Genomic DNA, 14,040 nt, shown 5'->3' on the forward strand with positions numbered 1-14,040 from the left:
AAACCCCCCCGCCCGAGCGCCGGGGCGCTTTCTATATGGACAGTTCAACCAGGCCGGACTTTATCAGCCCCAGCGATATGGAGGCGACGAGCATCCAGAGGGACAGGGCGCAGATAAGGGGCCTTCCTCCCGCCTTTCTCAGATCCTCCAGGGTCAGCCCTGCTCCCACCAGGAACAGAGTGGCGGTCATGAGCCTCTTTCCGACGGAGGCCAGAGTAGTCCAGGCCGGATCGGCCTGGGGCAGGAGGGTACGTATCAAGGCGGCGGCGAGAAATCCTACGAGAAACCACTGTATCCTGGCCTTCGAGTTCCTCCTGTGAAACCTTGCGGCTGCGAAGGATACCGGCACTATCCACAGGGCCCTGGTCAATTTCACAGTGGTGGCCAGCGTCAGGGCGGCCATTCCGTAGGCGGCTCCGGCTCCGACCACGCTGCTGGTGTCGTGTATCGCCAGGGCGGCCCAGAGTCCGAACTGATCCTGGGTGAGGCCGAAAAGGTGTCCTATCGGAGGGAAGACTATCAGGGCGACCCCGTTGAGGAGAAAGACCACCGCCATGGCCACTGCCGTGTCCGCTCCGGACGCTCCGATGGCCGGAGCTATGGCGGCTATGGCGCTTCCTCCGCATATGGCCGTGCCTCCGCTGAGGAGGGTGGACAGATCTCTATCTACCTTGAGGGCTTTGCCGAGAGCCCATCCCAAGGCCAAGGTGCATCCTATGCTTACCGCCGTTATGCCCAGTGACTCGGAGCCGACCTTGAGGACGATTCCTATCTGAAGGCCGAAGCCCAGAAGCACCACCGAACCCTGAAGCAGATATTTTCCCGCTCTGGACGTGTAGTCCCTGGCGGGGTTCCCCACTGTAAGCCCCATCAGCGCCCCTATGCACAGCCCTATCGCCGGTGAAGAGGTTGCCGCGCTCAGTATGAAGGCCAGGACCAGCCAGGGAAAGGGGCCTCTCGTTATGTTTCCCATTTTCGCATCTCTCCGTTTCGTCTACGTCTTTACCCCTAAAAACCGGCGTTCAACCTCTCTCGGAGAACCGGCGTTTTTAGCGGCCCCCGTATATTACATTCGGAGGATCGTTGCATCCAACTCATGTATATGATATGTTTCATCAATTATGTCGATCGATAGGGACATCACCATAAGACAGATAGAGATATTCGCCGAGGTAGCCAGATCGGGCAATTTGACCTACGCCGCGGGAAGGCTGGGGCTATCCCAGTCCGCGGCCAGCATGGCTCTGAAGGAGCTGGAGAGGCTTCTGGATGGGCCGCTTTTCGGAAGGATCGGACGGGGCTTGGTTTTGAACGACAGAGGCAGACTCCTGCTTCCTCTGGCGGAGGACGTCCTGAGCGCTGTCCGGGATTTTACCTCTGTGGGGCGCTCCGGAGACGAGCCGTCCGGCGAGCTCACGGTGGCCTGTAGCACCACCATAGCAAACTATCTTTTTCCATTTCATATGAAGGCCTTCATGGATGTATATCCCAGGATCTCCTTGATCCTGAAGGTCGGTAACACCATGGAGATAGAGGAGGAGATATCGAAGGGCTGTGCCGATATAGGTCTGGTGGAGGGGGAACTTAGAGGAGAGCGTCTGAGATCCGAGGACTGGATAAAGGACGATCTGGCGATATTCTGTTCTCCTCAGGACCCTCTGGCCAGGGAGAGCCTTGTCTCTCCGATTCGGCTGTCGGAAGAGTGCTGGATTTTGAGGGAGGACGGTTCCGGCACCTTGAGCACCATAATGGCGGAGCTGGACCGGGAGGGGGTGTCATTGTCCCGAACGGTCAGGATAGGCCATACCGAGGCCATAAAGAGGGCAGTCGAGGCCGGTATGGGCATAAGCTGTCTCTCTCGGTTCGCGGTGGAGAGGGAGGTGGCCCGGGGAGATCTGTCACTGGTGGACACGTCTTTGGCTCCGAGCAGATGGTTCCGGATTATCACCCACCGTAGAAACGGAGGAGGCCCCGCCTTTTCCGCCATGACGGGGTGGCTGAGGGACCATAGGTTCTCGGTCGGGCTCTGATTCTACAAGAATAACAAATAAGAATAGAAAGCTTTTCTTTTTGTTGGGGCTCCCCTATAATTTGGGTCGGGCCTCCTTCGTTGGAGGTTATCGACTTTATGAAAAGGGGTAGTGGTATGAAAAACAAAACTCTGGTTCTCATGGCTCTCTGCATAGCGATAAACATGGGGTTGGGGCAGATCGCATCCAGCCTGAAGCTTCCCATCTTTCTGGACTCGATAGGGACCATATTGGCGGCCCTTCTCATGGGGCCCTGGGTAGGTATGGCTACCGGTCTTTTCACCAACCTAATATGGGGGCTCCTCACCGGCCCCATCGCGGCGGCCTTCGCCCCCGTAGCCATGGTGATAGGCCTGGTGGCCGGATTCACGGCTCGCAGGGGGATGTTCAGGTCCCTGCCCATGGTCGTAGTCTCCGGCGTCGTGATGACGATCTTCGTCACGATCGTGGCCACCCCTATAAGGACCTATCTGTTCGGAGGGGTTACAGGTTCCGGAGCGGATTTCTTCGTGGCCTATATGAACGCCGTAGGACAGAATCTGCTGAAGTCCGTCGCGATCACCGTTATAGGGAGCAACCTGGTGGACAAGGTGGTCAGCTGTCTCATTGGTTGGATGTTGGTGAGACGCCTTCCCGAACGGATACGCTCCCTCTTTCCTCTTGCGGACGAGGCGGTCTGATCTCCCTTGGCGTTCTTTCTATTTTGGTCTTTGTGGGTCGGAAGCTCCATGGCGCTTCCGGCCTTTCCATTTGTGGCTGTCATGGCCTGCCTATCGTCCTGTTCCTTGCTCTTATGGCCCAGGGCCAGGCACCGTCTGATATCACTGGTCTACCTTATGGTACCTCTAGCCCTTGGCTTCTGGCTTATACACGGCGGATTTTTCGCCAGACTCGTAGGGTCGGAAGCCGTCGGATCCAGGCCTCTATGGGCGATGGGGCTGTGGCTTCGTATCCTGTCGGTGGTGTCCGTATCACAGCTTCTTCTGGAGTCTTTTCCTCCTAGAAGGATCGTGAAGGCCCTTTTGAACGGGCCTGCTCCTGATGGGATCGCCTATCTGATGGCGAGTCCTCTGCTGCTGGCCGAACAGATCAAGGTCAGAATAGGGGAGATTCGAGAGGCTCAGCTCGCAAGGGGCGTCAGGGTAAAGGGGTCAATGAGGGAACGGTTCTCGTCTCTGTCCGCTCTGGTGTTTCCCCTGGTGTTGGGTTTGTTGAACGATCTTCCGGTAAGAAGCGCCGCATTGGACATGAAGGGATTCGGTCTTTTTTCCGGAAGTTCCAAGAAAAAAAACGAAGAAGAATTCTTGAAATCATCGGAGGATAGTTTGACGGAAGACCCCCCCGTTTTGTCCGTGGACCGACTGGTCCTGCGCTCTTCCAAAAATGGAGAACCCGTATTGGAGGTTCCTGAGCTTACGCTATTTCCGGGAGAATGGCTCTTGGTGGAGGGGGGCAACGGAAGCGGCAAGTCCAGCCTGGCCGCCGCTCTCTCCGGGGCGGTCCCGGAACATAGAGGGGGGTACCTGGAGGGGACTGTCTCAGTAACGGGTAAGGATATCCGTCCTTTAGGATGTCTCCGTCTGTCCGACAAGGTCCAATGGGTGCAACAGATACCGGGGCTTTCAATGTCGGGATGTTGCTACTCCGTCTGGGACGAGATCTCTTTCGGACCGGGGAATCTGTCGATTTCCCCCGAAAAGATCGAGCTCAGGGTGGAGAGAGCTATGGATTTGCTCGGCATATCCCATCTTAGGGATAGAAATCCGATCGAGCTGTCCGGCGGAGAGGCCCAGAAAACGGCCTTGGCCTCCTCTGTGGCCATGTCTCCCAGGCTGTTGATACTGGACGAGGCCTTTTCCAGGATAGCCTCCGCCGACGTGCCTGTGATAGCCGCAGGACTCAAGGAATGGTCCAGGGAAAGTGGATGTTCCGTGGTGCTTCTGGAGCGGGACGGAGAGCCCTTTAAGGAGTTTTGCGATCAGAAAGGCTTTCTGGAGGGCGGATCTCTGGTTTTAGACGCAGGGGATCACGTCCGTCCTCGTCTCGACGGGGCGGTCCAGGGAGGCGTCTCCGGAGGAAGATCTCTGCTTGAGTTCCGGGATCTCGGCTTTTCCTGGCGGCCCGAAGAACCCTCCGTTTTCGATTCTATAGGCGGGGTGGTTCGAGAGGGGGAGAGGATCGCCTTGGTAGGTCCCAACGGGGCGGGGAAGTCGACTTTGATGAGACTCTGCTCCGGATTGATCTCCCCCGATTCGGGATCTATCGAGCTGGACGGTCTGGACGTGGGATCCATGGACCCCGAGCTCAGGGCCTCCCGGGTCGGTTTTCTTTTCCAGGACGCGGAGAGGCAGATCTTTCACTCTACCGTGGCGGAAGAGGTCCTGTTTTCTCTGAGGAAGGAGGATCTGTCCAGATCGGAAAAAGAGGCTCGCCTCGAGAGGGCTCTGGCCGATACCGGTCTCTCCGGTATGGAGAAGAAACATCCTCTTGACCTAAACTCGGCGGAACGACGGATGGTGGCAGTGGCGTCCCTGGCCGTAAAGGACCTCGATATGTTGTTGCTGGACGAGCCCACCAGGGACTTCGACAGCCAATGGATGATTATTTTCGAGAACTGGCTGGAGCGTCAGAGGGGAGCCGTGCTGGCGGTAAGCCACGATCCCGATTTCGTCTCCCGTTTCTTCCCTACGGTGTGGATCTTGAAGAACGGGATCTTGACCTCCCGGCGGATAGAGATGTCTTGACATATTTGTTCTGCTCATTCTGGAAGTCGTCGATCGAGTTTCGGATCCTGGTGCGGAAATCCGCCGGGCCCCTAGGCCCGGCGGATGCCTTGCTGTTATCGGCACAGTTCCTCTATTTCCGAGTTTATCTTCTTTGCCGATTCCCTCATGTCGCGAACGGCCTCCTCGGTCTGACGGGTAAGTCCGTTGGAGTTCGACACCCCTTCCGCTACCGTTATCGCCTGGTTTTTGATGTCGACGAAGATCCTCTCTATATTCTGCGTAGCCGGTGCGATTTTCCCCGCTTCTCCGTGGACCTTTTCGGCGAGCTTCCCTACTTCGCCGGCCACAACGGCGAAGCCCTGTCCCGATGCTCCGGCATGAGCGGCCTCTATCGTGGCGTTCAGGGCCAGCATATTGGTCTGTATCGAGGTGGCGTTGATCGCCTTGGCTATAGGGGCGAAAGTAGTCAGAATATCGTTCGCCTGGGTCGTCCTCTCGTCCAGTTCGGCGCAGGCGATCTCGTTCTTTTTCAGCAGATCCGTCAATGAGGTCATCATCTCGTTGACCCTGTCCATGTTCTTCTCCAACGCGGCGGTGTGTCTAGCCACCTCTTCGGCCATGGCAAGGTTTTTTTCCATTTTGTCCTCTATCTCTTTTTTAGCCTCGTTGGCCTCTCTGCTTTTCTCGTCCGCCTTGGCGTCGGAGTTGGCTTTTTCCGTCTCTACCAGCTTTTTCGTTTCGTTCAGGTCGGCGACCATGTAGTGGAGGCAGTTTCCCGGTTTGTTCAATCCGTTGAATATGGCTATGGCCATCTTTTCGCAGGAGCCGTAGCCGCAGGCGCCGCAGTCGTATATATCCTCAGGGGAACTCTTGCCCATCGATAGGTAGACCTCTTTGAGCTCGTCTTCCGACGGTATGCGAATTTTAGATAGCGCCGACCTGTCTAGGTAGCTTCTTTCGTAAAGGCCTGCTTTCCAGCGCTGGTTTATGGATTTTTTCAATTTCAATTTTTTAAAGCCTGAAAATCCGCTCCCGTGAAGCTTTTCGGCCTTCTCTTTTCGTCTGTGAACCCTGTTCTCCACCTCGTCGATAGTGAGGTCCGTTTTAGGTGTGCCGGGGCCTCCGTTGCATCCCAGGGCGCAGCTGAGGCAGTCCACCATCAGGGGAGCCTCCCCTCGATCTATGGCGGATTTTAGCCGTGACAGATAGGGGTACACCGCCTCCGGTCCCTCTATCTTTCTCGTCCTCTCCCCTATTCCAGGAACCTCTCTCTCCGCCGTCTTCATAAGCCCTCCCGGAACGGGGAACAGCACAGCTCTCTCCGCCGGTGGGGTGTCGTAAGGGATCTTCGGAAAGGAACCCAGGTCGGTCTCGTTCACGTCGAGATATCTTTTTATGCTGTTGAAGGTCACGTTATAGTCTCCCATCCCAGTCTCATCGAACTCCCTTTTTTTCGCCAGACAGGGGGAGATTGCCGCTATTTTATGTCCTCTATACCGGGGGTAGAAGTGTCCTATCATCTTTATGGTGTGGAGCATGGGGCTGTCCGCCGGGGCCAGGTAGGGAATCAGCTCGGGATGATAGATCTCCACGAAGGATACTATGGCGGGACATGGCTGAGAGATGATCGTTTTCGGGTGATCTCTCCTGATGTGTTCCACGTAGCTTTTAACGGTAAGTTCCGCTCCGAAGCTGACGTCGAAGATCCCATCCACGCCGATCGATCTAAGCCATCCGTTGAGCCCATCGACGTCGTTTCCGAAAACGGCGGATACCGCCGGAGCTACTATCGCTACGACCTTCTCTCCATGACGGCAGGCTTCCATGAAATTATCGAAATCGTCCATTCCGTATCTGGCCCCTTGAGGACATGCCTGAATACACTTCCCGCAGGCGATGCACATATGGTGATTTATGGATACGTGGTCTCCACTGCCGTCGTTGCAGAATTTTACTGGACAGGCCGCTATACACGCATGGCAGTTGTTGCATCTATCGATGTCTATCCCTATTACCTGAGCCATGTGTTCGGATTTCCCTTCATTTTTTTCGTTCGACAACGAAAATCCCTCCCTCTTGGTTTTTCTGCCAGCTGCCATGTCGACGACCTTGAGAAAGCTGTAACGAGTGCCCCTTATAGGATATAGCTTATTTTGGGTTTGAAATATACGCATGGGGATAAGTCTCTAAATAGAGACTTGTTTTTTTATTCTGTCTATCGCTCTATTTCTTGTCTGTCTGCTACTAGCTGCTATAATCTGCTCAAGGAGGTGTTCCCATGGGAGACAGGAGAGACCGTCTCGACGCCTTGGCCGGTATCCTCAGAGGTTCGGAGGGACCGGTCAGCGGAGTAGAGCTGGCGGAGCGTTTGGGGGTCAGTCGTCAGGCCATAGTTCAGGACATAGCCACCCTTAGGGAGAAGGGGCTTCCGATAGTGGCAACGTCCCGAGGGTATAGGGAGGAGCGCCGTCCTCCCTCTTTCAGAAGGAGTTTCGCCGTCTGTCATCAGGCAGATCAGATATACCGTGAGCTTTCATTGGTAGTCTCCATGGGAGGGAGGGTCCTGGACGTCTTCATAGACCACCCTATATACGGTGAGCTGCGGGGCAACGTGGACGTGGGATCTCAGGAGGACGTGGACCGATTTCTGACCTTGATGGAGACAACCGGTCGACATCCTCTGCTCTCTCTTTCCGAGGGGTTCCACCTTCACACCGTGGAGGCCCCGAGCGAGAAGATACTACAGGATATCGAGGAGGGACTGAGAAACGCCGGGTTTCTCGTGAGCTTCTAGTTTTTCGAACGATTCGATTACCCAGAAGGAAGTGTTGGTAATATGAGAAAAAAGGAAAGGCTTTGGTTGATGTGGATGGCGGTCGTTACAGTGCTGGACGTGGCCCTTCCCTTCGGCGTCTTGAGGGAAAGCGGGTCTTTTAGAGGGGCTTTCTCCGTTTGGCTCGTGTTGACCCTGGCGGTCGTCCTCTCCGGAGCGATCTACACCGGTTCCTGGGGAACCGAGAGGAGGCCCTAGCCATGTCGGGAGTAATGCTGTCTTCCGGAATAGCCCTGTGGTTTCTTCTGGGGTCTCTGATCTCCTGGCAGGCCCGTCGGAGGAGCGGAAGCGGCCTTTCCGATTATTTTCTGGCGAATCGAGCGGTAGGTGGTTTCGTATCGGCCCTGACCTACAGCGCCACCACCTACAGCGCCTTCATGATGGTCGGCCTAGTGGGGCTCACCTACAGGACCGGCGTGGCCGCTCTGGGTTTCGAGTTCACCTATCTGATCTTCACCGTGCTGCTGCTGGTCCTCTTCGCCCCCAGATACTGGGCTGCGGGACGGGCCTTCGATCTGGTAAGCCCTACCGAGCTTCTGTCGTTCCGTTACGGTAGCAGGAAGGTCGGTTTCGCCGCGGCCTGTCTCTGTCTGGTCATGCTTATACCCTATGCCTCGGTTCAGCTCATGGGCGTGGGGTATCTGCTGGAGACCCTCTCCGGCGGCGCCATTCCCTTCGTGGCCGGTTCCGGGGCGGCGGCCCTGATAGCCGTGACCTTCTGTCTGGCCGGGATGAGGTCGGTAGCCTGGACCGACAGCCTTCAGGCGTTGGTTATGCTCGTGGCCAGCCTCCTTCTGACTGCCTTCGTCGTCACACATTTCTTTCCGGACGGCTTTATCCTGGCCGTGTCGGAGAATCCGGATCTGCTCAAGGTCAACTGGTCCCTGCCTATGTATCTGGGGCTTACCCTGCCCTGGGCCTTCTTCGCAGTGACCAATCCCCAGGTCGTCCAGAGGCTCTACACACCGGAGAATCCCCGAAGCCTCAGGAACATGATCCTCGGGTTTTCCGGTTTCGGATTGATATATACCCTCATATGCGGGCTTTTGGGATTCTCCGTCGCCATAATAAATCCGGGGTTGGATAACGCCGACAGGGCCATGCCGGTGCTGTTGTCCCAGGTTCCGGTGGCTCTAGGACTGGTCGTCACCGTCAGCATAATGGCGGCGGCGGTGTCCACCCTGAACTCGGTGGTGCTGACCCTGAGCTCCATGTTCGGACGGGACGTGGCTCGCCCTCTTAGCCCCGGAATGTCGGAGGAGGGAGAGCTCCATATCGGAAGGCTGATGATACCGGTCGTGGCTGTGGCCTGTTTCCTCTTCGCCCAGTTCCGTTTCGACCTCATAGTGGTGCTCTCCGCCATGGCCTCGGGAGGTCTGCTGATGCAGCTTCCAGCCGTGTTGGGGGCCTTTTTCTGGCGCAGGGGTACCGCCTGGGGCGCTCTTTCGAGCCTGGTGATCGGAGGGGCCGTGGTGGCCGGACTCAGTCTGGCTGGCTTGAAACCCATGGGGCAGTGGCCGGCCCTGTGGGGATTGGCGGTCTCTTCCGTGACCTTCGTGGTGGTCAGTCTTCTCACCTCCCCGCCGGAGAACTGTTCTCGGTTTTTCGACGGTATGAAAGGCGAGATGGAGGGACATTTTTAAAGTACAATATCCCCTGAAGGTGTATATATCTTCCTGATAGGGGGTAACGAGATGAAAGACCGTGCCGTGAACAGGGTGAGGTTGAGGGATTCCATAGAGACTCTAGGCCGAGTCGGCCTGGACGATTCTGGGTTCAGGACCAGGCTGGCTTTGGACGACGGGGATAAGGCGGGCCGGGACCTGCTGGTCTCCTGGCTTGAGGCCTCGGGGTTGGAGGTCAAGGTCGATTCCATAGGAAATATTTTCGGCATCCTTCCCGGAGAGGAACAGGGGGACCCGGTCATGTTGGGTTCCCACATAGACACGGTCCGACATGCCGGAAGGTTCGACGGCTGCGTCGGCGTTCTCGGAGGTCTGGAGGTGCTTAGGACCGTGGCGGAGAGGGGGATCTCCCACCGTCGATCCCTGGCTGTGGCGGCCTTCACCAACGAGGAGGGGGCCAGATTCGCCCCGGACATGATGGGCAGTCTCGTCTTGGCCGAGGAGGTCTCGGTCGAGGATATGTATTCCCGCGTGGACGACGACGGCGTCTCGGTGGGAGAGGAGCTCGAGAGGATAGGCTACAGAGGCTCCGACCTGGTAAGGCCTTCGGCTTATCTCGAGATCCACGTGGAGCAGGGGCCCTATCTGGACATGAAGGGAGTTCCCCTCGGCGTGGTCGACGGAGTCCAGGGGATCGTTTGGTGGCAGGGGCGCTACGTCGGCCAGGCCAATCACGCAGGGACGACCCCTATGGGAATGAGGAACGACTCTCTGCTGGCGGTATCCCACCTTCACGTGAAGATGACCGAGCTTGCCGAGAGCATGGGCGGATGCGCCACCATAGGCAAGATCTCCGTCGATCCCTACATAATAAACGTGATACCAGGGGAGACCGGCTTCACCCTGGACCTTCGCCATCCCGACGGGGAGAAACTTGCCTCTATGAAGGAGGAGGCGGAGAGGACCATGGACGATCTGGCAGAACGTTTCGGCCTTGAGGTCCGATATTCCCGGGAGGCCGACGTCGCCCCCGTCTCCTTCGACGAAGATCTGGTCTCTATGATCCAGTCGGTGGCGGACGAAAGAGGGCTTTCGTCCACCCACCTGTGGAGCGGAGCGGGACACGATGCCCAGATCATGTCCCACATAGTTCCCACCGCGATGATCTTCGTGCCTTCCATCGGAGGCAAGAGCCACTGTCCTCAGGAGGACAGCGACTTCGATCAGATAGCCGACGGGGTCGACGTGCTCTTAGAGTGCGCCGTGAGGCTGGCGAATCGATAGACGAGACGGAAAGGGCTGGATCAGATCAGGCCACAGGCTCGGAACGCCTGCTCCATGTCCTCGATTATGTCCTCTCCATCCTCCAGGCCGATGCTGAAGCGGAAGAAGCCCTTTCGGAAGATCTCCGGATAGTGGGGCAGTTTATCGCTGTTCTTATCGTAGTAGACTATGAGGCTTTCCGTGTCTCCCAGGGAGACGGCGTGGGTCACCAGCTTAAGCTCGTCCAGGAATCTCTGGTGGGTCATGTCGTCGCCCTCTATGTCGAAGGCTATCATGCCGGAATACCGGCCTTTCATCAGCTTCTCGGCCCTCTCTCGCTGGGGATGGCTCTCCAGCCCGGGATACCAGACGAAGCGGACCGCCGGACTCTTCTCCAGGAACCGGGCTACCGCCATGGCGGTATCGCCGTGTTGGGCCATCCTGATCGGGAGGGTCACCAGTCCCCTGGATATCAGCCATGCGTTGAAGGGGCTCAGTATGCCGCCGTAGTTGACCATGGCCAGTTCCTTCAGTTCCGCAAGCAGTTCTTTTCTGCCGAGCACGCATCCTCCCAGGGAGTCGCCGTGGCCGTTTATGTACTTGGTCATGCTGTGGATCTCCAGGTCCGCCCCCAGCTTCAGGGGGTAGATGCAGATGGGGCCGGCGAAGGTGGCGTCCACCGATACCAGGGCCCCTCTCTCGTGGGCGGATGCGGCTATGGCCTCCACGTCGCTGATCTCCGTCGTGGGATTGCCTGGGGTCTCCACGTGGACCAGTCGGGTCTTGGGGCCTATGGCTTCCCTCACTGCCTCGGTGTCGGTGGTGTCCACGAAGGTCACGTCTATGCCGTATTTTTTAGGCAGGTAGTCCCGAAACAGCAGGTTGGTGGCGCTGTAGCAGACCTCGGATACAACGACGTGGTCCCCCGAGTCGAGGAAGGTGGTGAACACCCCGGCAAGGGCCGCCACTCCGCTTCCGAAGACGGCGCAGTCCTCTGCTCCGGTCAGGGCGCAGAGCTTGTCCTGTAGCACCATCTGGTTGACGTTTCGGTTTCTGGCGTAGATGTTGCTCTCCGTTCCGCTCCAGTCCACCGGGGTACCGTCGGTGGGGATGCGGTAGTTGGAGGTCATGTAGATCGGCTCGTTGACGGCCCCGAACGCGTCGTCCTTTCGTCCTCCACCGTGTACCGCGGTAGTCTGTTTTCCCATCTTTCCTCCCATCTTTCGTTCCTCCTCGTCGTCTTGAATATATAGCAGGCCGTGCCAGCCTCGGCCAGAGAATGGCAGGCCCATATCGACTCTCTTCCCAGGATCAGGGGCAGCAGACCTATAAGGACCGGAGGTATCGCCACGCTCCTGAGCAGGGAGATTGCCATGGCGCTTCTCGTTCTTCCGGTGGATTGCCGGAAGGATATCGCCAGGATGTTGAACCCGGCCAGGAAAAATCCGGCGAAGTAGACCGGGCTTGCTTTTTCCGCCAGATCTATCATTGCTATCTCCTCCGGCGAGAAAATGGATATGAAATCCCGTCCGAACAGGACTATACCCATGTAGCAGGATATACCGATCGCCAGGAAAAAGCATCTGGCGAAGGACAGGAGTTCGTCGTTTTTCCCGTGGTTCCCCACGCTCTGGAGGTAGCTGAACACCGGCTGAAGGCCCTCGGCCATGCCTAGAAAGAGGGTCAGGAATATGAGCATCATGTACCCTATGACCAGATAGGCCGCCAGACCGATCTCTCCGTATCCGTTTTTAACGATGGCAACGTTGTAGATAAAGGTGATTATCCCTATGCTGAACTCCATCACGAAGGACGGAGATCCCAGCCTCAATATGTCGAGCCAGTCTTTCCATCGGATCGTCGCCTTTTCGAGATACAGCCTGCCCCTTTTCAGCAGGAAGTGGGGCAGTAGCACGATAACGCTCACGACCGGACCTATAGCCGTAGCCAGAGCCGCCCCCTCTATTCCCATGTCCATAGGGAAGAGGAACAGGTAGTCTAAAACGACGTTGGACAGAGAGCCCAGGGTCAGAGCCGTCATGGCTAGGCCGGGACGGCCGTCGTTTCTGGCCAGCCCTCCCAGGAGAAAGCTGAAGAGGAGAAAGGGCGAGAACAGCACGATGTATCTCAGGTATCCCACAGCCTGGTCGTGGATCCCCGGCGTCGCTCCCAGAAACCCGGCGATCCCGTGGCAGAAGTGATTTCCCAGAAGAGCGACCGCCGATCCCACAAGTGCCGAGAGAAGTATGGACGCCTTGAATATCCTGAGGGCCTCTCCAAGTCTTTCACGTCCCAGTCGATCGGAGATCATGATTCCCGCTCCGGAGGCCAGGGCCATGGAGATGGCTATCAGTATCTCTATCACGGGAACGGAGATAGCCGCGGCGGCCATTCCGATCCTGCCCAGGCGGTTGCCTATGAAGACGCCGTCCATTATTAGGTAGATGGAGTTGAACAGCAGTCCTACCATCTGAGGTACGGCGTATTTGAAAAACAGCCTGCGACTTCCGAGTTCGTTCAAAATCAGGGCCTCTAGAGGGCGTCCCTCAGTTCTCTCTCTATCGCCTCCAACCTTTCCGGGGTAACTCCCAGGGCCTTTTGAAACCGTTCCTCCTCGATCCTCACCACCTCCAGAACGTCCGGGGATATCCTCCGGACCGCCGCCTTTGTCCTCAAAACCGAGATATCGTCGTCGTTGCAACCTTTTATGGCCGTGACCTCCAGAATGAACTTTCCTCCGTACTGTCTGCGGAAGGCCTCCATATTGCGGAGATATTCCGACAGGGTGTAATCCTCCATGGGACGCTGGAATTTCTGAAAACGCTCCTCCGATATGGTCTTAAGCTCCCCGACGATCTCGTCGCATCGATTCGCTATCTCCATATAATCGTTCCTTCCCAGCAGATAGCCGTTGGAGAGGAGGCGGACCGCCGTTCCGGTGGATCGGATCAAGTCGACTATCTCTCCTATCCCCTGATGGACGAAGGCTTCTCCCATCGAGTTTATGAAAACCAGATCGGGCTTCTCTGCCTCTATCCTCCTTTTCAGCTCCGTAAGCGATTCCTCCAGGCCGTCGAAGGGTCTCTGGGTGTCCACTTTTTCCTTCGACCTTCCTATGGGGCAGAACACGCAGTCGAAGTTGCAGTGCTTTTCGGGAAGCACGTTCACCTCCAGCACTCTTCTGCCGGTCTCCTCGTAGATCTCCTTGTAGTTGAACCCTTTCATGGCTTCTCCTCCTAGGATCAAATAGAAAAGGCGCCGGTTCTCCCCATCTTCGAAGGCCTAACGATGGGGAGGCCGGCGCCTGGCTCCCCTACCCGGCGGCAGGGGAATGGCTTCTCTTTTATTTGCAAACACAAATATCACGATATTGGGGGTTTGTCAATCGGGAGAGCCCGAAAGATCGTCCTCTCTAGAGACGGTCCGATGGCGCTTCTATCTTAAGGGTACCTCTAAAATCTCAGGTCCGAGTTTCCTCGGAGAGGTCGTTTCGGCTCCGCCCTGTCTCGCCCGAACGTATTCCCGACCTGCCTGTTTCGTACGGACCGCCTCGGAGGGCACGT

12 protein-coding genes are annotated in these 14,040 nt (G+C 57.0%); 7 read left to right on the forward strand and 5 right to left on the reverse strand.

The window, feature by feature from the left end:
- Positions 1-31: 31 nt before the first annotated feature.
- Entirely contained in the window at positions 32-973 is a 942-nt protein-coding gene (locus tag L2W48_RS12655) for a YeiH family protein (protein ID WP_236100434.1), read from the reverse strand.
- A gap of 148 nt (positions 974-1,121) precedes the next feature.
- Between L2W48_RS12655 and L2W48_RS12660 the strand changes: the two genes are divergently transcribed.
- From L2W48_RS12660 to L2W48_RS12670, 3 genes are all read left to right on the forward strand, one after another.
- On the forward strand, positions 1,122-2,030 hold the full coding sequence (locus L2W48_RS12660; protein ID WP_236100436.1) for a LysR substrate-binding domain-containing protein: 909 nt from the start codon (positions 1,122-1,124) through the stop codon (positions 2,028-2,030).
- Positions 2,031-2,146: 116 nt separating this feature from the next.
- Positions 2,147-2,710 carry an ECF transporter S component gene (locus L2W48_RS12665; protein WP_236100438.1) on the forward strand — a complete coding sequence of 188 codons (564 nt, stop codon included), beginning with the start codon at positions 2,147-2,149 and terminating at the stop codon, positions 2,708-2,710.
- Between the two features lie 6 nt (positions 2,711-2,716).
- Complete coding sequence (locus L2W48_RS12670) at positions 2,717-4,774, forward strand: ATP-binding cassette domain-containing protein (protein ID WP_236100439.1); 2,058 nt, start codon at positions 2,717-2,719, stop codon at positions 4,772-4,774.
- 95 nt (positions 4,775-4,869) lie between these two features.
- Here L2W48_RS12670 and L2W48_RS12675 read toward each other — a convergent pair whose 3' ends face one another.
- Positions 4,870-6,816, reverse strand: a complete 1,947-nt coding sequence (locus L2W48_RS12675; RefSeq protein ID WP_236100440.1) for a [Fe-Fe] hydrogenase large subunit C-terminal domain-containing protein — start codon at positions 6,814-6,816, stop codon at positions 4,870-4,872.
- A 218-nt stretch (positions 6,817-7,034) separates the two neighbouring features.
- On the opposite strand from L2W48_RS12675, the gene L2W48_RS12680 reads away from it, so the two are divergent.
- Genes L2W48_RS12680 through L2W48_RS12695 form a run of 4 tightly spaced genes read left to right on the forward strand, consistent with a single transcriptional unit; the run spans position 7,035 to position 10,498 of the window.
- Positions 7,035-7,550 carry a transcription repressor NadR gene (locus tag L2W48_RS12680; RefSeq protein ID WP_236100441.1) on the forward strand — a complete coding sequence of 172 codons (516 nt, stop codon included), beginning with the start codon at positions 7,035-7,037 and terminating at the stop codon, positions 7,548-7,550.
- 42 nt (positions 7,551-7,592) lie between these two features.
- On the forward strand, positions 7,593-7,787 hold the full coding sequence (locus tag L2W48_RS12685; RefSeq protein WP_236100443.1) for a hypothetical protein: 195 nt from the start codon (positions 7,593-7,595) through the stop codon (positions 7,785-7,787).
- Between the two features lie 2 nt (positions 7,788-7,789).
- A complete protein-coding gene (locus tag L2W48_RS12690) occupies positions 7,790-9,232 on the forward strand; it encodes a sodium:solute symporter family protein (protein WP_236100444.1) in 1,443 nt (480 codons plus the stop codon).
- Between the two features lie 51 nt (positions 9,233-9,283).
- The gene (locus tag L2W48_RS12695; protein WP_236100445.1) at positions 9,284-10,498 is read left to right on the forward strand and encodes a M20 family metallo-hydrolase; all 1,215 of its coding nucleotides are present in this window, start codon (positions 9,284-9,286) and stop codon (positions 10,496-10,498) included.
- Positions 10,499-10,518: 20 nt separating this feature from the next.
- Here L2W48_RS12695 and L2W48_RS12700 read toward each other — a convergent pair whose 3' ends face one another.
- The 3 genes from L2W48_RS12700 to L2W48_RS12710 are packed head-to-tail and all read right to left on the reverse strand — an operon-like array spanning position 10,519 to position 13,702.
- A complete protein-coding gene (locus L2W48_RS12700; protein WP_236100446.1) occupies positions 10,519-11,697 on the reverse strand; it encodes a trans-sulfuration enzyme family protein in 1,179 nt (392 codons plus the stop codon).
- On the reverse strand, positions 11,604-12,998 hold the full coding sequence (locus L2W48_RS12705) for an MATE family efflux transporter (protein ID WP_236100448.1): 1,395 nt from the start codon (positions 12,996-12,998) through the stop codon (positions 11,604-11,606). The genes L2W48_RS12700 and L2W48_RS12705 overlap by 94 nt, the downstream gene beginning before the upstream one ends.
- A gap of 11 nt (positions 12,999-13,009) precedes the next feature.
- On the reverse strand, positions 13,010-13,702 hold the full coding sequence (locus tag L2W48_RS12710; RefSeq protein ID WP_236100449.1) for a radical SAM protein: 693 nt from the start codon (positions 13,700-13,702) through the stop codon (positions 13,010-13,012).
- Positions 13,703-14,040: the final 338 nt, after the last annotated feature.

Origin of the sequence: Dethiosulfovibrio russensis, assembly GCF_021568855.1 — a bacterium.
In the GTDB taxonomy this organism is placed as follows: Bacteria; Synergistota; Synergistia; order Synergistales; family Dethiosulfovibrionaceae; genus Dethiosulfovibrio; species Dethiosulfovibrio russensis.